General features: G+C 64.4%; 22 protein-coding genes. 9 read left to right on the top strand and 13 right to left on the bottom strand.

Annotated features, from left to right (window positions below; genetic code table 11):
- Positions 1-323: 323 nt before the first annotated feature.
- The 3 genes from RTH46_RS24695 (at position 324) to RTH46_RS24685 (ending at position 2,764) form a co-directional block, all read left to right on the top strand.
- Positions 324-728 carry a TraR/DksA family transcriptional regulator gene (locus RTH46_RS24695; RefSeq protein WP_110994572.1) on the top strand — a complete coding sequence of 135 codons (405 nt, stop codon included), beginning with the start codon at positions 324-326 and terminating at the stop codon, positions 726-728.
- A gap of 97 nt (positions 729-825) precedes the next feature.
- Entirely contained in the window at positions 826-2,454 is a 1,629-nt protein-coding gene (locus RTH46_RS24690; protein ID WP_410478599.1) for a methyl-accepting chemotaxis protein, read from the top strand.
- 115 nt (positions 2,455-2,569) lie between these two features.
- Positions 2,570-2,764 carry a hypothetical protein gene (locus tag RTH46_RS24685; protein WP_153788134.1) on the top strand — a complete coding sequence of 65 codons (195 nt, stop codon included), beginning with the start codon at positions 2,570-2,572 and terminating at the stop codon, positions 2,762-2,764.
- A 5-nt stretch (positions 2,765-2,769) separates the two neighbouring features.
- Here RTH46_RS24685 and RTH46_RS24680 read toward each other — a convergent pair whose 3' ends face one another.
- Positions 2,770-2,967, bottom strand: coding sequence for a hypothetical protein (locus tag RTH46_RS24680; protein ID WP_153788133.1), 198 nt, complete (start codon positions 2,965-2,967; stop codon positions 2,770-2,772).
- Positions 2,968-3,281: 314 nt separating this feature from the next.
- On the opposite strand from RTH46_RS24680, the gene RTH46_RS24675 reads away from it, so the two are divergent.
- On the top strand, positions 3,282-3,752 hold the full coding sequence (locus tag RTH46_RS24675; protein ID WP_153788132.1) for a hypothetical protein: 471 nt from the start codon (positions 3,282-3,284) through the stop codon (positions 3,750-3,752).
- Positions 3,749-3,958, top strand: coding sequence for a hypothetical protein (locus RTH46_RS24670; RefSeq protein WP_110994577.1), 210 nt, complete (start codon positions 3,749-3,751; stop codon positions 3,956-3,958). The genes RTH46_RS24675 and RTH46_RS24670 overlap by 4 nt, the downstream gene beginning before the upstream one ends.
- 13 nt (positions 3,959-3,971) lie before the next feature.
- Here RTH46_RS24670 and RTH46_RS24665 read toward each other — a convergent pair whose 3' ends face one another.
- The 7 genes from RTH46_RS24665 to RTH46_RS24635 form a co-directional block, all read right to left on the bottom strand.
- Complete coding sequence (locus RTH46_RS24665; RefSeq protein ID WP_153788131.1) at positions 3,972-4,337, bottom strand: Na+/H+ antiporter subunit G; 366 nt, start codon at positions 4,335-4,337, stop codon at positions 3,972-3,974.
- Positions 4,334-4,612, bottom strand: a complete 279-nt coding sequence (locus RTH46_RS24660) for a K+/H+ antiporter subunit F (RefSeq protein ID WP_110994579.1) — start codon at positions 4,610-4,612, stop codon at positions 4,334-4,336. Before RTH46_RS24660 ends, RTH46_RS24665 begins: the two co-directional genes overlap by 4 nt.
- Entirely contained in the window at positions 4,609-5,097 is a 489-nt protein-coding gene (locus RTH46_RS24655; RefSeq protein ID WP_110994580.1) for a Na+/H+ antiporter subunit E, read from the bottom strand. The genes RTH46_RS24660 and RTH46_RS24655 overlap by 4 nt, the downstream gene beginning before the upstream one ends.
- The gene (locus RTH46_RS24650; RefSeq protein WP_316906854.1) at positions 5,094-6,773 is read right to left on the bottom strand and encodes a monovalent cation/H+ antiporter subunit D; all 1,680 of its coding nucleotides are present in this window, start codon (positions 6,771-6,773) and stop codon (positions 5,094-5,096) included. The genes RTH46_RS24655 and RTH46_RS24650 overlap by 4 nt, the downstream gene beginning before the upstream one ends.
- Positions 6,770-7,114, bottom strand: a complete 345-nt coding sequence (locus RTH46_RS24645) for a Na+/H+ antiporter subunit C (protein WP_003250128.1) — start codon at positions 7,112-7,114, stop codon at positions 6,770-6,772. Before RTH46_RS24645 ends, RTH46_RS24650 begins: the two co-directional genes overlap by 4 nt.
- Complete coding sequence (locus RTH46_RS24640; protein WP_316906853.1) at positions 7,114-10,029, bottom strand: monovalent cation/H+ antiporter subunit A; 2,916 nt, start codon at positions 10,027-10,029, stop codon at positions 7,114-7,116. The genes RTH46_RS24645 and RTH46_RS24640 overlap by 1 nt, the downstream gene beginning before the upstream one ends.
- 149 nt (positions 10,030-10,178) lie before the next feature.
- Positions 10,179-11,123, bottom strand: a complete 945-nt coding sequence (locus tag RTH46_RS24635) for a DMT family transporter (RefSeq protein ID WP_316906852.1) — start codon at positions 11,121-11,123, stop codon at positions 10,179-10,181.
- Between the two features lie 84 nt (positions 11,124-11,207).
- Between RTH46_RS24635 and RTH46_RS24630 the strand changes: the two genes are divergently transcribed.
- On the top strand, positions 11,208-11,771 hold the full coding sequence (locus tag RTH46_RS24630; protein WP_279847085.1) for a helix-turn-helix domain-containing protein: 564 nt from the start codon (positions 11,208-11,210) through the stop codon (positions 11,769-11,771).
- Between the two features lie 4 nt (positions 11,772-11,775).
- Here the strand turns inward: RTH46_RS24630 and RTH46_RS24625 are convergent, their stop codons facing one another.
- A complete protein-coding gene (locus RTH46_RS24625; protein ID WP_316906851.1) occupies positions 11,776-12,324 on the bottom strand; it encodes a cysteine hydrolase family protein in 549 nt (182 codons plus the stop codon).
- A gap of 82 nt (positions 12,325-12,406) precedes the next feature.
- Between RTH46_RS24625 and RTH46_RS24620 the strand changes: the two genes are divergently transcribed.
- Together RTH46_RS24620 and RTH46_RS24615 are read left to right on the top strand one after the other, a co-directional pair.
- Positions 12,407-13,384: a GlxA family transcriptional regulator gene (locus RTH46_RS24620; protein ID WP_153788125.1), complete on the top strand. Its 978-nt coding sequence runs from the start codon at positions 12,407-12,409 to the stop codon at positions 13,382-13,384.
- Positions 13,385-13,517: 133 nt separating this feature from the next.
- Positions 13,518-13,898 (top strand): antibiotic biosynthesis monooxygenase, encoded by a 381-nt coding sequence (locus RTH46_RS24615; RefSeq protein WP_153788124.1) that lies wholly within the window; start codon positions 13,518-13,520, stop codon positions 13,896-13,898.
- Here the strand turns inward: RTH46_RS24615 and RTH46_RS24610 are convergent.
- On the bottom strand, positions 13,877-14,647 hold the full coding sequence (locus RTH46_RS24610; protein WP_153788123.1) for an alpha/beta hydrolase family protein: 771 nt from the start codon (positions 14,645-14,647) through the stop codon (positions 13,877-13,879). The genes RTH46_RS24615 and RTH46_RS24610 overlap by 22 nt on opposite strands.
- Entirely contained in the window at positions 14,631-15,743 is a 1,113-nt protein-coding gene (locus RTH46_RS24605) for a DUF3182 family protein (RefSeq protein ID WP_316906850.1), read from the bottom strand. The genes RTH46_RS24610 and RTH46_RS24605 overlap by 17 nt, the downstream gene beginning before the upstream one ends.
- Before the next feature lie 195 nt (positions 15,744-15,938).
- Between RTH46_RS24605 and RTH46_RS24600 the strand changes: the two genes are divergently transcribed.
- Complete coding sequence (locus RTH46_RS24600) at positions 15,939-17,741, top strand: aminopeptidase P family protein (protein ID WP_316906849.1); 1,803 nt, start codon at positions 15,939-15,941, stop codon at positions 17,739-17,741.
- A 41-nt stretch (positions 17,742-17,782) separates the two neighbouring features.
- Here the strand turns inward: RTH46_RS24600 and RTH46_RS24595 are convergent, their stop codons facing one another.
- Together RTH46_RS24595 and rhtA are read right to left on the bottom strand one after the other, a co-directional pair.
- Positions 17,783-18,064, bottom strand: a complete 282-nt coding sequence (locus RTH46_RS24595) for a hypothetical protein (protein ID WP_153788120.1) — start codon at positions 18,062-18,064, stop codon at positions 17,783-17,785.
- A gap of 187 nt (positions 18,065-18,251) precedes the next feature.
- A complete protein-coding gene (gene rhtA / locus RTH46_RS24590) occupies positions 18,252-19,139 on the bottom strand; it encodes a threonine/homoserine exporter RhtA (protein ID WP_153788119.1) in 888 nt (295 codons plus the stop codon).
- Positions 19,140-19,545: the final 406 nt, after the last annotated feature.

The following is a 19,545-nucleotide window of genomic DNA, read 5'->3' as shown; positions in this document are numbered from 1 at the left end:
GGCAAGGGCCAGGTGGTATTGGTTTGCCACCCTGTTCGAGCGCAGGCGGCATTCATGGGGGCGCGCGCCGGCATTTGTTGCGGCATATTGCGTAATCGAGCGCCGCAGCGGCGTCAGCCATAAAAAACACGGCACCAATGGGCGGATTCCTCGGTGTTTCGGTCAAATCCGCCGTCATTTCTGTTGCCCCTTGCCGCTTGGCACCTTAGACTTCCGCCCCCTGTAAAAGAGTGCCGGTTGGCGCTTGAAGAATTCCGCTGCCGATGAGCCATCATCGGCGGCACTCGAATCGCCCAAATGCACATTTTTTCATAGAGAAATCGATGACCAAGGAACAGTTGCTGGCCATGTCGGCCGATGACTACATGAATGCCGACCAACTGGTGTTCTTTACCAAGCTGCTGCAAGCGATGAAAGTCGAGACGCATGAGCGCATCGAACTCAACCGCACTGCCATCGAAGGCCTGGATACCCCGTCGGATCCGGCTGACGTGGCCTCGGTCGAGGAAGAGCGCACTTGGCTGGTCAATGCCATCGACCGCGATCAGCGCCTGCTGCCGCAGCTGGAGATGGCCCTGGACCGTATCGGTGACGACAGCTTCGGCTGGTGCGACGACAGCGGCGAGCCAATCGGCCTCAAGCGCCTGCTGATCAGCCCGACCACCAAGTACTGCATCGAAGCCCAGGAGCGTCACGAGCAGCTCGACCGCCACCAGCGGCAGATCTGACACTCGGCGCACTGCGCAAGGCCCCACGGAGCGATCCCTGGGGCCTTTGTGTTTTCTTGCCTTGCATCAAGCGTGATCGTCATACATCCAAGGGACTATGGATAGTGGCGTTATGGTGGCGTTTAATGACGTCACAATAACGACACGCGGACGGACCACGAAGATGATGCGAGAAGGAACTCGGCTGGCTGTTGCTATCGCCTTGCTGCAGGGTGGCGTACTGTGCGCGCTGTTGACGGCCCAGGCTTACGCCGGGTTGGCGCTGTACCTGGCCTTGCCGTCGGCCCTGCTGGTGCTGTGGCTGCCTCATCTGCGGCGTGCACCGGTAACGACGCAGGTGCAGGTGGCTGCGCAGGACAATGACCTGATTGCGCAACTGGCCCGGGGCACCAGCCACAATGCGCTGTCGGCCGCTGCGGTGGCTTACTCGGCGCAGCAGCTGGCTGCGCGGGTGCAATCGCAGCTGGGTGCGGCCGAGGAGATCGTCGGCAGCGCCGAGATCATGATCGCCACTGAACAGGCCAGTGCCCAGCTCAGTCACCAGGCCCTGGAAGCCGCACGCTCGGCCCATGGCAGCAGTGTCGCCGGCAGTGCGGTGCTGGCCGAGTCGATCCAGTGCATGCACGACCTGAGCCAGCGCGCTACCGCCAGCCGTGAGCTGATCGAGGCGCTGCACCTGCGCAGCGAGGACATTGCCCGGGTGACCCTGGTGATCCAGACCATCGCCAGCCAGACCAACCTGTTGGCGCTCAACGCCGCCATCGAGGCGGCGCGGGCGGGTGAGCACGGCCGCGGTTTTGCCGTGGTCGCCGATGAAGTGCGCGGCCTGGCCGGGCGTACCGCCACCGCCACCCAGGAAGTGGGGCAGATGGTGGCCGATATCCAGGAACGCACCGCCCAGGTGGTCACGCAGATCCGCGCCTTGGCCGATGACCTGGGCAGTGGCGTGGCGCAGGTGGAGCAGACCGGCGGGCAGCTGGCGCAGATCGCCGGCCTGGCCGCCAGCGTTGAAGGGCAGGTCGGCGCCATTGCCGCGGGCACCCAGACCAATCGTACCCAGCTTGATACCCTGTTCCAGGCAGTGGCGCAGGTACGCAGCGACCTGGCGGTGAGCGACCAGCAAACACGGCGCCTGGCCCAGGCCGCGGTGCAGATGGAAGGTCAGGTCGAGCACCTCAGCGAGCGCCTGGCCGAGGTCGGGCTGGACGCCTATCACCAACGGGTGTTCGAGCTGGCGCAAGGTGGGGCACGGCATATTGGCGAACGTTTCGAGGCTGACATCGATCAGGGGCGGGTGACGCTGGAGGATTTGTTCGACCGCCAGTACCGGCCGATTGCCGGCATGCAGCCGCCACGTTTCAGCACGCGCTTCGACCACTACACCGACACGGTATTGCCGCAGATCCAGGAACCGCTGCTGCTGCATGAGGGGCTGGTCTATGCCATCGCCTGTACCCAGCAGGGCTATGTACCGACCCACAACAACGCCTTCAATCAGCCACTGACCGGCGACCCGGTACAGGACACGGCGCATAACCGCAGCAAGCGTACCTTCGACGACCGGACCGGCATCCGCTGCGGCAGCCATCAGCAGCGGGTATTGCTGCAGACCTATACCCGCGACACCGGTGAGCTGATGCATGACCTGTCGGTGCCGATCTACGTCAAGGGGCGCCACTGGGGTGGCCTGCGCCTGGGCTACCGCCCCGAACCCGGGCTTGATTGAGCCGATTTGTTGCCTTTGATGCAACACAGCTCTACCTGCATGGGCTTTTTCCTGGAGCCAGCAGGACGTATCATGGTCATATCGTTAGGTTGCTAATTAAATTCCGGAGGGAATTATGAATAGCCAAGTCGATGTGGCAGTGATGATCGGCACAGGTGTTCCAGCCTCTTTGCAGGCGTTGGGCAAGCGGGTGTGCTGGGTGGTACTGGTCAATGGCGAACGGCGTGGCACCGCCTTTGCCAGCCGTGGCGAAGCGCTGGAGTGCCAGGCCGCCTGGTTGGCGCAGTTGGCGCGGGGCGAGGTGGCCTGAGGGCGTCAACCTTCCAGTTGGCGGGCCAGCTCGCAGGCGTCCTGATGGCGTTGGCGAAAGCCCCTGACCCTGCCTGTGGTGCTTTCGGTGATATGAAAGAATGCGACACCGGCAGGCACGACGATGAAGCGCGCCTGGTTTGGCGGGGTGAACTTGAAGGAAATGTGCTGCGCCTCTCGACGGATTTCAGTGTTTTCGGGCATATTCGTTCTCCTGTAATGCGCGACCGAAGGCCAGGCCTGTTTCCTTGAGGGACCTGTCGCTGGCTGTCGCATCTTTTCTGGCAGTTTTGATGTCGGACATTACGGTTCCCATTATGGAATCACGCCAAAGCTTACCCCGCGCGCCCGAACGATGGCTGAGTGAAGAATTTCCTGCTTATCGCTTGGCCCGTCTCGCGTGGATAATCGGTGGCGTGGTTGCTAAGTCCTGTGGACGTTGACTTGAAAAGGCTGGCACCTGGCGCGATAACGCGGCCGGGTGATGGCCTGTAGTAATTGATGTGAGGAGCTCTTCATTGGCAGTCAGTACTCTGGATACCCATGCGTTGTTTGCCCTGGGCGATTTGCGCGCCAAGCTGGTCAAGTTGTTCAACGGGCGGTTCATCTACGTTACCGAGCAAAACCCTGAAGGCCTGTACATGGCCGAGATCGACCCCGACGGTGCCATGGTGGTCGACGACAAACAGCGCCTGGAGCTGAAAGTGGGCGACCACTTCCGCGCGGCGGTGCTGCCCAGCCGTGAAGGCGGCAAGCTGGAACTGCGTTTTCGTGAGATCAAGTTGAATGTCTACGGGCAAGGCGACTATGCCTTTGTCCGCGTGCCCGAGGGTGAGGGCATCGTGTTTCGCGAGGGGCAGGGCGTGATGTTGGTGTTCGCCGCGGAACAACAGGTACAGGAAGGCCTGGGCAAGCTGCTCAAGGCTGTGACCGGCAAGGTCGCCAAATGGCGCAAGGGCGAACTGACCACCTTCAAGGCCAGCGAATGAGTGACCTGGCGGCGCCAGGCTCGCGTGCCGACTTTCACCGCCGTCACCAGGCCCAGGCCATTGCCCAGGCCGAGCAATTGCTGGCGCGTCGTGAAGCGCTGCAGGGCGCCTGGCTGGCCTGGGTAGCCGGCGAGCTCTACCAGCTCAGCCCACCGCCCTATGCGGCAATGGTGCGGCGTGAACTGCAGCGTCTGGCTGGCGGCTGAGCCGGCTACCCGTTCAGTTGCCCCGGTCGCGCCCGCTGCTGACTTCCTCCGGTACATCCTCGCCCGAGGTGCGCTTGCGAAACAGCGCCGCCCGGGCCAGCAGCAGGGTGGTGACCGGCACGGTGATCGACAGCAGGATCGGGATCAGCCAGGCATGCAGCACCGGGCTCTGCTTGAGCGCTGAGAAGTACAGGATCGACGCCAGTGCCACGCACCAGGCGCCGATGGTCGAGGCCAGCGCGGGCGGGTGCATGCGCTGGAAGTAATCTTTCAGCCGCACCAGGCCGATCGCGCCGATCAGGGCGAACAGGCTGCCGAAAAGCAGCAACGCCGAAACCGTCAGCTCCAGCCAGAACGGCAATACCAGGGTTTCACTCATTCGATCACCTCGCCTCGCAGCAGGAATTTGGCCAGGGCGAACGAGCCGACGAAGCCGAACAGGGCGATCAGCAGGGCGCCTTCGAAGTAGGTGTCGCTGGCGTAGCGGATGCCCAGCACCAACATCATCAGCATGGCCAGGATGTACAGGTAGTCCAGCGCCAGCACCCGGTCCTGGGCGGAGGGGCCGCGGAACAGCCGGATCAGTGCCAGGCCCATGGCCAGGGCAAAGATGAACAGGCTGGCGAGGACGGCGTTGGCAAGCAGGCCGCTCATTCGAAAATCTCCATCAGCGGGCGTTCGTAGGTGTGCTTGAAGTGCTCGATGAACGCCGCTTCGTCGTCCAGGTCGAACACGTGCAGCAGCAGCACGCTGCGGTCCAGGGCCAGTTCCGACCAGACCGTGCCCGGCACCACCGTGGTGATCATCGACAGTGCCGCCAGGCCATGGGCATCGCGCAGCGCCAGCGGGATGTGGACGAAGGCCGAGCGTGGTGGGGTGCTGCCGGCGCGCAGCACGCCACGGGCCACCAGCAGGTTGGAGACGATTACATCGATACCCACCCGGCCGATCAGCCGGGCGACCACCAGTGGCCGGCGGATGTGGGCATGCTGCGGGCGCAGGGGCGCCATCAGGATCGGCGCGAGGATGCCCAGGGCGGCGCCCAGCAGCAGGTTGCCTGGGCTGATCGACAGGTTCAACAGCAGCCACAGGACGAACAGCGAAAGCGACAGTAGCGGCGCGGGGAACAGGCGGTTCATGGTTGCACCTGCGCATTCAGGGTAGTCGGGCCAGGCACTGGCCGGGTGGCCATGACGGCCTGGATGTAGGCGTCGGGTGCTTGCAGGCTGGCTGCGGTGTCCTGGGTGTAGCGCAGCAGCGGTTCGGCCTTGAAGCTGAGGAAAATGCTCAGGCCCAGCAGGATGACGATGGGCAGGCATTCATAGCGGCGCAGCAAGGGTGACTGGCGCTCCTCGGGCTTCCAGAAGCGCTGGATGCCGACCCGGCCAAAAGCAATCAGCGAAGCCATGCCGGACAGAATCAACAGGGTGACCAGCGTCCAGCCGGCGGTGCCCAACGGCTGCCCCGGTGCGACACCCAGCCCTTGCGGATTGAACAGCGCGCTGATCAGGTTGAGCTTGCCGATAAACCCCGACAGTGGCGGCATGCCGATGATCAGCAGGGCGCAGGCGATGAAGCACAGGCCAAGGAAGGCCATGGTCCAGGGGATGATCTGGCCGATCACTGCCTTCTGTTCGTCGTCCAGGTTGATGCCCTTGGGCGGGTGCAGCGACTCCAGCGGCGATGGCATCGCATCCTCCTCATCGTCCAGCGGCGCCTCGTTGGCCGAACGCGAACGTTCGACCAGTTCGGCCAGCAGGAACAGCGTGCACAGTGCCAGGGTGGAGCTGGCCAGGTAGAACAGCGCGGCGCCGGTCAGTACCGGTTGACCGAAGCCGATGGCGGCCATCAGTGTGCCGGCTGACACCAGGATGCTCAGCGCCGCCAGCCGCTCAAGGCGCTGGGCGGCCAGGATGGAGGCTGCGGCCACTGCCAGCGTCGCCAGGCCGCCATACACCAGCCACTCGCCGCCGAAGTTCGCCGATGCGCCGGCCTGCCCGGAGAACAGCAGGCTCCACAGGCGCAGCACGGCGTACAGCCCGACCTTGGTCATGATCGCGAACAGCGCCGCCACGGGTGCGCTGGCCGAGGAGTAGGCCGGTACCAGCCAGAAGTTCAACGGCCAGATCCCGGCCTTGGCCAGGAAGGCAATGGCGAGAATTGCAGCGCCCGCATGCAGCAGGCCACGGTCGGCTTCCGGTACCAGCGGCACCTTCAGCGCCAGATCGGCCATGTTCAGGGTGCCGGTCACGCCATAGAGCATGGCCGCGCCTACCAGGAACAGCGACGAGGCGAACAGGTTGATGGCGATGTAGTGCAGCCCGGCCTTGACCCGCGCGCGGCCCGACCCATGCAGCAGCAGGCCGTAGGAGGCCGCCAGCAGCACCTCGAAGAACACGAACAGGTTGAACAGGTCGGCGGTGAGGAAGGCGCCGTACAGGCCCATCAGCTGGATCTGGAACAGCGCGTGGAAGCTGGCCCCGGCGCCGTCCCAGCGGGCCCGGGCGAACAGCAGCGCGCAGCTGCCGACGATGCCGGTCAGTACCAGCAGCAGCGCCGAAAGGTGGTCCACCACCAGGGCAATGCCGAACGGTGCTGGCCAGTTGCCCGGCAGATACACGCCGATGGACTCGGCCTGACCCTGGGTACGCACCCACATCAGCAGGGTAACGGCGATGCCCAGGCCGGTGAAGGTCGACAGCAGATTCAGCCGCGCCTTCAGCCAGCGGTGCTTCTCGCCGATCAGCAGCATCAGCGCCGCGGTCACCAGCGGCAGCAGGATCGGCGCGATGATCAGTTGGTTCATCCCACTCATTCGTCACGCTCCCGACCGTCCACATGGTCGGTGCCGGTCAGGCCACGGGAGGCCAGCAGTACCACCAGGAACAGTGCGGTCATGGCGAAGCTGATGACGATGGCGGTGAGCACCAGCGCCTGGGGCAGCGGGTCGGTGTAGTGCAGCAGGTCCTGGGTGACGCCGTCCTTGATGATCGGCTCTTTGCCGATGAACAGGCTGCCCATGCTGAAGATGAACAGGTTGACCCCGTAGGACAGCAGGCACAGGCCCATGATCACCTGGTAGGTACGCGGGCGCAGGATCAACCACACCCCCGAGGCGGCCAGCACGCCGATGGCGACTGCAATGACTTCTTCCATCAGGCGGCTCCTGCTTGGCTGGATTTGCCGGGATTGCCCGGGCGATAGGCACGCACCGACTGGTGCGCCAGCGCGGTGAGGATGAGCAGTGTCGAGCCGACCACCACGGTGAATACGCCGATGTCGAAGAACAGCGCGCTGGCCACGTGTACGTCACCCAGCAGCGGCAGGTGCAGGTGGGCGGTATGGGTGGTCAGGAACGGGTAGCCCAGGCCGATGGCGCCAGCCCCGGTGAGGGTGGCGCAGAGCAGGCCGGTGCCCATCCAGCGCAACGGACGCAGGCTCATCTGCGCCTCGACCCACTGGGTGCCGGCGACCATGTACTGCAGGATGAACGCCACGGACATGACCAGGCCGGCGACAAAACCGCCCCCCGGCTGGTTGTGGCCACGCATGAACAGGTACATCGACACCAGCAGGGCGATCGGCAGCAACAGACGCACCAGGGCGGCCGGCACCATCATGAAGCCCAGCGCGGTGTCGGTGGCGTGGCGCGGGTTGACCAGGTCGGTGACCACGTCCGGCGCCAGCTGGCGCTGCTGGGCAGGCAGCTGCATGCTCTCCTTGGGCGGGCGGAAGCGGCGCAGCAGGGCAAATACGGTGAGTGCCACGGCCACCAGCACGGTGACTTCGCCGAGGGTGTCGAAGCCGCGGAAGTCCACCAGCATCACGTTGACCACGTTGGTGCCGCCGCCTTGCGGCAGGGCCCGGCTGAGGTAGAACGACGAGATGTCATTGGGCGTGGGGCGGGTGAGCATGGCGTACGACAACAGCGCCATGCCGCCACCGACCAGCACCGCCAGCACCAGGTCGCGCAGGCGACGCAGGCGTGCGCGGTCCTGGCTGCCGGGCAGTGGCGATACGCCTTCGATACGCCGGGGCAGCCAGCGCAGGCCGAGCAGCAGCAGGACGGTGGTCACCACTTCGACCGCGAGCTGCGTGAGGGCAAGGTCGGGGGCGGAGAACCAGACGAAGGTGATGCAGGTCATCAGGCCGCAGACGCTGACCATGATCAGCGCCGCGAGGCGGTGGTACTTGGCTTGGTAGGCGGCGCCGATGGCGCAGGCGATGGCGATCAGCCACAGCGCGACGAACACCCCCGAGCCTGGGATTTTCGGCCGGTCGCCCCAGCTCAGGCCGTTGTACAGCAGCGGCATGAGACCGGCGATGAAGGCAGCCAGCACCAGCATGAACAGTTGTGTCTGCAGGCGGCGGGTGGTCAGCAACCGCTCGATGTGCCGAGCCAGCAACATCAGGTGCACCAGGCCCTGCTCGAACAGGCGCTTGCCGTTGACGCGCCCGATCAGCGGTGGGTTGGCGAAGCGGCCGCGTTGCAACTGCTTGCGCAGCAGCAGGTAGAGGAGGATGCCGCCGCACATGGCGATCAGGCTCATCATCAGCGGTGCATTCCAGCCGTGCCAGACGGCCAGGCTGTATTCCGGCAGGGTGCCGCCGACCACCGGCAGGGCGGCCGCGGCCAGCAGCGGGCCGACCGATTGCGCCGGGAAAATGCCGACCACCAGGCAGGTGAGCACCAGCAGCTCGACCGGTGCGCGCATCCAGCGCGGTGGCTCGTGGGGCGTGTGCGGCAAGTCCTGGGCCGGCGGGCCGAAGAACACGTCGACGGTGAAGCGCAGCGCATAGGCCACGCTGAAGGTGCCGGCCAGGGTGGCGATCACGGGCAGGGCGGCCTCGACCCAGGCGGTGGAACTGATGAACACGGTCTCGGCGAAGAACATTTCCTTGGACAGGAAGCCGTTCATCAGCGGCACGCCGGCCATCGAGGCGCTGGCGACCATGGCCAGGGTGGCGGTGAACGGCACCAGGCGGAACAGGCCGCTCAAGCGGCGGATGTCACGGGTGCCGCTTTCGTGGTCGATGATCCCGGCGGCCATGAACAGCGAGGCTTTGAAGGTGGCGTGGTTGAGAATATGGAACACCGCGGCCACGGCGGCCAGCGGGCTGTTCAGGCCCAGCAGCAGGGTGATCAGGCCCAGGTGGCTGATGGTCGAGTAGGCCAGCAGGCCCTTGAGGTCGTTCTGGAACATCGCGGCGAAGGCGCCGAGCAACAGAGTGGCGGCACCAGCACCGCCAACGATCCAGAACCATTCCTCGCTGCCCGACAGCACCGGCCAGAGCCGGGCCAGCAGGAACACCCCGGCCTTGACCATGGTTGCCGAGTGCAGGTAAGCCGAGACCGGGGTGGGCGCCGCCATGGCGTGGGGCAGCCAGAACTGGAAGGGAAATTGCGCGCTCTTGCTCAGGGCGCCGATCAGGATCAGGGGCAGCAGCACCGGGTACAGCGCATGCTGGCGGATGGTATCGCCGGCAGCCAGGACCTTGTCCAAGTCGTAGCTGCCGACCACATGGCCGAGCAGCAGGGCCCCGACCAGCAGGCACAAGCCGCCGGCACCGGTGACCATCAGCGCCATGTAGGCGCCGCGGCGGGCGTCGGCGCGGTGGTGCCAGTAGCCGATCAGCAGGAAGGAGAACAGGCTGGTGAGTTCCCAGAAGAACACCAGCTGGATCAGGTTGCCGGAAATCACCAGGCCGAGCATGGCGCCCATGAACGCCAGGAAGAAGGCGAAGAAGCGCGGCACCGGGTCCTGGGGCGACATGTAGTAGCGCGCATAGAGTGACACCAGGGTGCCAATGCCCAGCACCAGCAGGCTGAACAGCCAGGCGAAGCCGTCCATGCGCAGCACCAGGTTCATGCCCAGGCTGGGTAGCCACAGCAGCTCCTCGCGAATGACGCCACCGTCGGCGACCTGGGGGTACAGCAACGCCACCTGGACGGTGCCGACCAGGGCGACGAGCCCGGCGAGAATGGACTCTGCGTTGCGTGCGTTGTGCGGCAGGACAGCCGCCAGGCAACTGCCGACGAAGGGCAGAAGCAATAGCACAATCAATGACATAGCGTTCTGTTCTGAGAAGTTTGCCAAGGATCATACGTGCCGGGGTGTGTATCACCAACACGCAAGCGGTTGCAGGATCCTACAAATGTGCTGTGACAAGCTGTTTTTTTATAACAGTTTTTTACAGAGCATAGCGGGTGTTGGCCGCATCACAGCCCGGCTTCACGTTGACGCTGGTCTTCGTCCTGCAAGGCGGCGGCCTCGTCGCCGCGACGGATCTTCAGCTCGCTTACCACCACCGCCAGCACGATCAGCAGCCCGCCGATCAGGGCTACCCCCGGCAGGCGTTCGCCGGCAATGCGCCCGACAACCCCGGCCCACACTGGCTCGCCGGCATAGATCAAGGTGGCGCGGGTGGGCGAAACCGACTGCTGCGCCCAGTTCATCGCCACCTGGATCACCGCGCTCATGGCGCCCAGGCCTACGGCGCTGACCAGCAGCAACCAGGAGAAGTCGGGGAGCTGCTCCTGGGTCGGCACAATCATCAGGAACGCCAACGCCGAGGCTGTCGCCAGTTGCACCACGGTGACCCGGCGTACATCGACCTTGCCGGCATAACGGCTGATCAGGATGATCTCGCCGGCAATCGCCACGGCGCTGACCAGCGTCACCAGTTCACCTTCGCTGAAGTGCAAGCTGCCGCCTTCAGGGCCGGCCAGCAGCATCAGGCCGGCGAAGGCCAGGCAGATACCCAGGCTTGGCATCAGCCCAGGACGACGGCCCAGCACCAGCCATTGCAGCAGTGGCACGAACGGCACGTAGAGCGCAGTGATGAACGCCGACTGGCTGCTGCTGATGGTCTGCAGGCCCATGGTCTGCAAGCCGTAGCCGAGCATGATCGACACGCCGATGAGCATGCCGGCCTTGAGTTCGGTGAAGGTCAGCCCAGGCAGTGAGCGCGCCGACACCAGGCCGACGAACAACGCGGCGGCGGCGAAGCGCAGGCCGACGAAGAACATCGGCCCGCTGACGCTCATGACCGTGTGCACGATCAGGAAGGTGCCGCCCCAGAGCATGGTGATGAACACCAGCACCAGCTCGGCCTTGCTCAGGCGGAAGGAGACGGCGGGCTTGCTGTGGGTGGCTTGGCTCATGGGCTTGCATGCTCGGCAGGGGCGGCGCACAATCCGCCGCAAAGTGGGCAGTATACTGCGCAATCCCTGTTAGTGAGCAATATAGTGCACAAAGAAACCGAACACCGTGCCTCGGTGTTGCAGCATGTCAGCCAGAATGTCCGCCGCCTGCGTGGCGACGCCGGCCTCAGCCAGGCAGCCCTGGCCGAGCGTTCCGGGGTCAGCCGGCGAATGCTGGTGGCCATCGAGGCGGGCGAGAAGAATGTCAGCCTGACCACTCTCGACTTGATTGCCGAGGCGTTGGGTGTGGCCTTCAGCACGCTGATCCAGGCGCCCGACCAACGCGACCCGAGCCGCATCGACGAGCTGGCCTGGGCCGGTGAGCATCCAGGCAGCCGGGCGGTGCTGCTGGGCAGCAGCCCGGCCCGGCGCGAGGCAGAGCTGTGGGAGTGGACCCTGGCGCCCGGCGAGTGCTACGCCAGCGAGGCCGATGCGGCGGGTTGGAGCGAGCAGATCTACGTCGCCGAAGGGCAATTGACGCTGGTCATCGAAGGCGTCGAGCACCACTTGATGACCGGTCAGTTTCATGTGTTCCCCAGCAACTGCCGCTATGCCTATCGCAATGATGGCCAGCAGGCCGTGCGCTTCGTGCGCAATGTGGTGATCTGAGCGGTCAACCCTTGAGCAGTTCTTCGGTGCTGACCACCTTGGCGTAGGCGAAGGCCAGTGCGGCCATCGCCGAGGCGTGCACTTCGGCGGCTGGCACCTGCTTGCCGTCGAAGGCCAGCGGCAGGGTGGCGCAGGCGTCATGGGCCACGGTGACGTCATAGCCGTAGTCTGCGGCCGCCCGGGTGGCGGCATCGACGCACATATGGCTCATGCTGCCGGCGATGGTCAGCGCCTTGACAGCGTGCTGGTCGAGCAGCGCCTTCAGGTTGGTGTCGCGGAAGCTGTTGACCTTGTGCTTGAGCACCACGGCCTCGTTGCTGGCAGGTTCGACCTTGTGGTGAATGCGGGCACCGGCCGAGCCTGGGGTGAAGAAGGGCGCGTCGCTGCTCTCGAACTCGTGACGCACGTGGACCACCAGGTCGCCTCGTTGACGTGCAGCGTCGAGCAGCCGGGCGGCGTTGTCGGCGGCAGCCTCGGCGCCGTCGAGGGCCCATTTGCCGCCAGGGAAGTAGTCGTTCTGGATGTCGATGATGATCAGTGCCTGCTTGCTCATGGTGCCTCCTGCGGCAGTAGTGATGAACTGCTGATAGTTATAGGCTTGAACGATCGGATCGAGGATTGGCGCGAGCGACACAATGACGGCAAAAACTGACAGCCTGGAAATCGGCGTGCTGGTGTACCCGGGTGCACAGAGTGCGGCGGTGCATGGTTTGACCGACCTGTTCGCGGTGGCCAACCGGGTTGCGGCTGAACTGGGTGAGCACCAGTTGCCGCTGCTGCGTGTCAGCCACTGGCAGCTCGATGCCGCCGGGCAACTGCAGGTGATTCACGACAGCCTGCCGCAGGCCGGGCATGCGCCACGGGCCATGTTGATTCCCCCCAGCCTGGCCGCCACGCCTTCCGGCGAGCTGCTGGCCGCTCATCGTCCCGCACTTTGCGACTTGCATGGCCAAGGGACTGTACTGGCCTCGGTGTGCATCGGGGTGTTCCTGATAGCGGGCAGCGGCCTGCTCGACGGGCGTTCGGCCTGCACTCACTGGAACTACGCCCAGGCCTTGAGCGAGCGCTTCCCCAAAGTGCGTGTGGCAACCAGCCAGCCACTGCTGGACGATGGCGATATCGTCACCTCCGCCGGCCTGATGGCCTGGACCGACCTGGGGCTGCACCTGATCGAGCGCTTCCTTGGCCATACCCTGGCCCGTGAGACCGCACGCTACCTGGCGGTGGAGCCGGCACCGGCACCCGTGCCGGGGGCGTTGTTCACCCCGCGCCTGGAGCATGGCGACGAGGCGGTGCTGCGGGTGCAGCATTGGTTGCAGGGTGAACAGGCCCGTGACGCCGGCCTGGCCGATATGGCCCGCTGTGCCGGGCTTGAACCGCGCACGTTCCTGCGGCGCTTTCGCGCCGCCACCGGCCTGCGTCCCACCGAGTATGCCCAGCAAGTGCGGGTTGGCCGCGCCTGCCGGTTGCTGGAGTTCACTCGGCGCAGCGTCGACCAGATCGCCTGGGGTGTCGGCTATCAGGACCCCGGCGCCTTTCGCAAGGTGTTCCAGCGCCTCACCGGCATGACCCCCAGTGACTACCGGCGGCGGTTCGCGGTTGGCAGCGAGTGAGTGCTGGTTGTGCGGTGGACACGCCGTTACGGGGGAGGGCGCCTTCAAGGAGAAAGTCCTTGACCTTGAGTTAACTTGAGGTTTTAACCTGCGCGCCAATGGGCTGCATGTGGCCCAAGCTAGGAGACAGTCCATGGTGGTCAATGCCCATTCCCTGTGGTTCACCCAGATGATCGAGTACGACGTCCCGCCTGGGCATCAGCAGGCGCTGGCGCAGGCACTGGTCGCGCGCAGCGAGCACTTGGCGCAGTGCTGTGAAGGTTTGCAGGGCGTCAGCATCCAGGCCAGTGACGACGGCTGTCGGGTGCTCCAATACCTGCAATGGCAGTCGCGCCTTGTATGGGAGGCCGCCGTCAGCCGCTTCGTCGAGGAGCCGTTCCTCGAAATGTTGCGCCAACACCAGGCCCGAGGCGTCAACTTCGCGGCCTACCAGACCTTGCGTAGCCTGGTGCGGGGTGCCGATGGCGGCCTGCACTGCCAGGTCGGCGAGGCTCAGGCGTACCAAGGCGCGTAGTGCGGGTAGCGGTCCAGGCGTGCACCGATGACCATCTCGCTGACCCATGCGCTCAGCATCGCGCTGTAGGCTTTCTGGCTTTCTTCGCTCGATAGCGCGTGATCGGCGCCATCGACGGTGCGGTGGGTCAGCGAGTGTGCGCTGACGAACGCCGAGCGGTAGCTCATCAGGGTGCTGTGCGGCACATAGTCGTCCTGTTCGGACTCCACCAGCAGCACGTCGCCGGCAAACTCCGCGCAGGCGGCGAGGGCGCTGTTGTCGGCCGGGCTCAAGGCGCGCAGGCGATAGGCGTTGAGGCGTTGACGGTCCAGCGCCTGCTTGGGGCTGTTCCATTCATCGTCCCAATACAGGGCCGGCACCCTCAGCGCCAACCATTTCACCGCGCGGCGGCGGGTGAGCAGGGTGGCCAGGTAACCGCCATAACTGCTGCCGATGACGGCCATGGCGGCGGGGTCGACGGCGGGGTGGCTGGCGAGGCGGTCGTAGGCGGCCAGCAGGTCGGCGAGGTTCTGCTCGCGGGTGACGGTCAGGCGTTGGCTTTGCGTCTTCTCGTGGCCGCGCAGGTCGAAGGTCATGCACACGCAACCCAGCCCGGTGATCTGTCGGGCCCGCGCCAGGTCGCGCTGCTGGCTGCCGCCCCAGCCGTGGACGAAGAGGATGCCCGGCATCTTGCTGCCGGGGCTGACCAGGGTGCCGGCGATGCTTTCGCCTTCGACGGCCAGCTCGATGGTTTCACTTTCGATGGTCATGGTCGCGGATCCGTGCATATTTGCTGAGTTGTCCCAGTTCACTGTCATGCCCCTGATAGAAAAGGGTGGCGTCGGCCGGGAGTTGGGCTTCGCCGAACACTTCGTGGGTGGATGCGCGCACTTGCTGCAGGGCCGGGTCGTCGGCAAAGGCCAGCAACGCGAGGATCTCGGCGCTGCTGGCTCCGCCCGGTCGCCACGACTGCTCCAGCACGCCGCTGCGCATGTGGCCGCGCGGGTCGGTGCCGCGGGCGATGTCGTAGTTGCGTCGGGAGGCGATGAAGCCAGGGAAGTGGCGTTCGGCAGCCTGCTCGTAGGCCATGGCCTGGGTGATGGCCAGCCGCAGAGGGTCTTCCAGCGGCAGCTGCAGCAGTTGTTGGTAGTCGCCGCGCACCACGTGCAGGTCGGATCCGCCGTACACCTCGGTGCCGGCGTGGTCGTGGGTGAGCTGCTGGGTGCCGTGGTAGCTAAGGGTGAGCCCGGCGACACGAACCTGACCGACGCTGAAGGTTTCGACGTCGCTCAGGTCTTCTTCCAGCACCAGGCCCCATACGGCGAGCTGTTGGTCGTCCATTGGCTGCAGCAGTGTTTCCAATGCTTCGAGCCGGGTGATGACCTGTTGGCCGCGACCGGCGCAGGCCAGCACGGGCTTGATGCGAATTCGGCCTTCGTCCAGTAGCAACGCGGCGGCACGGCGCGCGTCATCCTTGCTGAAGACGGTGTAGCCCCGCAGCAGGGCGTTGCTGGCATCCTGGGCGAACGCATCCGTCCAGCCCGGCGGGAAGCTTGCCCCGGCGGGCAGCGGATGGGAGATGGCCTTGGTGGCCATATAGGGGTGGCTGACCAATCCGCCGAACAGGTCGCGTTCGCTGTGGATGCCCAGCGGTGCGTAGCGTGCCGGGTCGATCAGGGTATCGGTGGCCAGGTAATAGTAGTGGGCATCGCCGGTTGGTGGTTGGCCAGGTTGGGCTCGCGGCAGGTTCAGCAACTGTGCAAGGCAGTCGGCCAGCTTGAGCTGGACGACGTGTTCGTGCTCCGAAGTGTGCTCGCGGGTGTCGAGCAGTGCTACAGCGGTTTTCGGCTCGCGGGAGTGGGGCATAGGGGCCTCGCGTGCGCTGAAGTATGTATGGGCTGTGAAGGCATCAGCGGGGCAAAGTTCAGTGGGATTGATCGGCGGTTTGCAGGGTGCATGGGGCAAACCTGGCGCTGTTCCCGTCGTGAAGATTGCGGGCGGTGGCCGCCTGTTCCATTATCGACGGCCTGGATCAGTCGAGATGTGTCCGCAGGAGTGCGCATGAACAGTCAGTCCCCCCTTCAGGAAACCGTACCGGCGCGTCTGGCCCGTGTGCGTCAGGTCATGGCCCGCGAGGGGGTCGATGCCCTGTTGGTACCTTCCGCCGACCCGCATTTGTCCGAGTACCTGCCGGGCCATTGGCAGGGGCGGCAATGGTTGTCCGGTTTCCACGGTTCGGTGGGCACGCTGGTGGTGACGGCGGACTTCGCCGGGGTGTGGGCTGACAGCCGTTATTGGGAACAGGCGGATAAAGAGCTGGCGGGTAGCGGTATTGAACTGATGAAGCTGCGGCCCGGGCAGCCGGGGGCACTTGAGTGGTTGGGCGAGCATGTCCAGGGCACGGTCGCCGTGGACGGTGCGGTGATGGCTTTGGCTTCGGCGCGTCAACTGGACGAGCGCTTGCAGGCCCGGGGTGTGAGCTTGCGTACCGATCTTGATCTGTTTGAACAGGTCTGGACTGATCGACCGCCCCTGCCGGGTAATCCGGTGTATCAGCACCTGGCGCCGCACGCCACGGTCAATCGCGCGCAAAAGCTTGCCGAACTGCGTAGCACGCTGCAGGACAAGGGCGCCGACTGGCATTTCATTGCCACGCTCGATGACATTGCCTGGCTGTTCAACCTGCGGGGCAGTGATGTGTCCTACAACCCGGTGTTCGTCTCCTTCGCCCTGATCAGCCAGAGCAAAGCCTGCCTGTTCGTGGGCCGCGACAAAGTCGACGACCATTTGCGCCAGGTGCTGGCCGCCGATGGCATCGAAGTGCGCGATTACACCGAGGTGGGCAGCGCGCTGGCGGCAATCCCCGCGCAAAGCAGCTTGATGGTGGACCCGGCGCGGATCACTCGCGGCTTGCTTGACCATCTTGCGCGCCAAGTAAGGCTGATTGAAGCCATCAACCCCACGACCTTGAGCAAGTCACGCAAGGGGGAGGGGGATTTGGCTCACATCCGCAAGGCCATGGAGCAGGACGGCGCGGCGCTGTGTGAATTCTTTGCCTGGTTCGAAGCCCACCAGGGGCAGCAGGTGATCACCGAACTGACCATCGACGAGCAGCTGAGTGCGGCGCGTGCCCGGCGGCCTGGCTTCGTATCCTTGAGCTTCTCGACCATCGCGGCCTACAACGCCAACGGTGCCATGCCCCATTACCATGCCACTGAGCAGTCCCACGCAGTGATCGACGGCAATGGCCTGTTGTTGATCGATTCGGGCGGCCAATACCTGGGGGGCACCACCGACATCACGCGCATGGTGCCCATCGGTGAGCCCAGCCATGAGCAGAAGGCCGATTGCACGCGGGTGCTCAAGGGCATGATCGCGCTGTCACGGGCGAAGTTCCCGCGCGGCATTCTTTCACCTTTGCTCGACGCCATCGCGCGGGCGCCGATCTGGGCCGACCAGGTCGATTACGGGCATGGCACCGGCCATGGTGTGGGCTACTTCATGAATGTGCACGAAGGGCCGCAGGTGATTGCCTATCAGGCGGCAGCCACGCCACAGACGGCGATGCAGTCGGGGATGATCAGCTCGATCGAGCCTGGCACCTACCGGCCAGGGCAGTGGGGGGTGCGGATCGAGAACCTGGTGGTCAATCGCGAGGCGGGCAGCAGTGCGTTTGGCGATTTCCTCGAGTTCGAAACCCTGACCTTGTGCCCGATTGATACTCGCTGCCTGTTGCGCGAGGGGTTGAGCAGCGAGGATATCGACTGGCTCGATCGCTATCACCAGACTGTACGAGAACGGCTATCGCCGCTGCTCCAGGGCGATGCGCTGGCGTGGCTGGAGCAGCGCACGGCTCCGATCTGACAGCAACGAAAAGGGCAGCCCGGAGGCTGCCCTTTTCATATCTACTTGCAGATCACGATCATGCTGCGGCTGGTATAGCCGGCGGGGTTGATGCCGAAGATATAGTCACCGGGCTCTTCATCGCTGTCGCCAGAGCGGGCGATGACTTTATAGCCTTTGCTGCTACAGGAGCTTGCGGCTTTGCTGTAGCACTTGTCCCACGACGAAGAGAGGCCCGAGCAGTTGATGTGCAGGCCCTTCTTCCCCCGCTTCACCTCGGTCTTGGCAGTCGCGGCACATCCAGCAATGGCCAAGATGGCCAGGATGAGAAAAATACGTTTCATTCCTGTCCTTATGCGGGCCCGGTTACATGCCTGGGCCTGTCGTCAGCGCTTCGAGTCTTCCCTGAGATTTCCCTGCGTCCTTTTGCAGCCAAGTAGATAGCGTCTTGATTATGATTTTGTGACAGCTTAATCAGCCCGCGGGAGCGGTACAAGGCCAGGCATGTTTTAAATGCAAATATTTCTCAAATCAGTCGGCGGCCACGGCGGGTGCTGTTTCGCGTCTCATCGACAGTGTTGCGCCGACCGATGCGGTGATGATGGCGAGGATGGCCAGCCATTGCCAGGTGGTGAGTTTCTCGCCCAGGAACAGCAAGCCTGAAAGGGCCCCGAATGCCGGTTCGATGCTCATCAGGGTGCCGAATGTGCGTGCGGGCATGCGGGTCAGGGCGACCATTTCCAGGCTATAGGGGAGCGCTGTCGACAGAATCGCGACGCCCAGTGCCACAGGTAGCAACGCCGGTGTGAGCAGTGCGCTGCCGGCATGGACGATGCCGATGGGGGCAACGAATAGCGCGGCGATCACCACCCCCAGTGCGGCAGTCTGGATGCCGTTTTCGGCGCCCGCGCGTTGGCCATATAGAATGTAGAGCGCCCAACATACACCTGCCCCCAGTGCATAGCCGGCACCCAACGGGTCGAGGCTGGCGCCGGACTGGCCGACGGGGATCAGGAGCAGCAGGCCGATTACCGCCAGGCCGATCCAGACAAAGTCCAGCGCCCGGCGCGAGGCCCAGAGTGCTACGGCCAGTGGGCCGGTGAATTCGAGTGCCACGGCGATCCCCAAGGGCACGCTGCGTAGCGACATATAGAAGAGGAAATTCATTCCACCCAGGGCCATGCCGTAGATGATCACGCTGCGCAGGGTGCTGGCGTCCAGCCGTGCCCGCCAAGGGCGCAGCAGCAACAGCATGATGATGCTGGCGAAGATCAGACGCAGGGTGGTGGTGCCTTGTGCGCCTACGACAGGGAACATGCTTTTTGCCAGTGAGGCGCCGGACTGGATGGAAGCCATGGCGATCAACAGCAGGCCGATGGGGAACAGGGTGGCGGCCAGGCTGCGTTGGGGGGTGTTCATTATAGGGGGAGGGTCCATGGTTGCGCGGCGGGGTGAGCAATATAGTGCGCAATTTGCGGTGCGGTGTGCAAGGGATGGTTATGGTTCGTGCGAACAGCGGGCGTTGCTGGTTTGGTGTTTCCTCTATATTTCAATTTCCTGAAATTAAAGGTTGACGGGGTTTCAGATCCCCTTATAATGCGCCCCACTTCCAGCGACAACGGAACGCAAAACTCCTTGAAATTCAATGAGTTAAGCGATTAGAAGGCTCCGGAAGCGTTTCGGTCTCACGATCGGCAGCGGTGAAAAAGGTGGTTGACAGCAAGTTGTAACACTGTATGATTCGCCTCCCGCTACGAGAGATCGCAGCGAGTTAAGCGGTTGAAGCTAAACGAGTTTCTCGGAAAAACTTCAAAATAAACGCTTG

The sequence above is a fragment of the Pseudomonas sp. zfem004 genome, assembly GCF_032621715.1.
Classification (GTDB): domain Bacteria; phylum Pseudomonadota; class Gammaproteobacteria; order Pseudomonadales; family Pseudomonadaceae; genus Aquipseudomonas; species Aquipseudomonas sichuanensis.
This window is presented reverse-complemented; position numbering and strand designations above follow the sequence as displayed.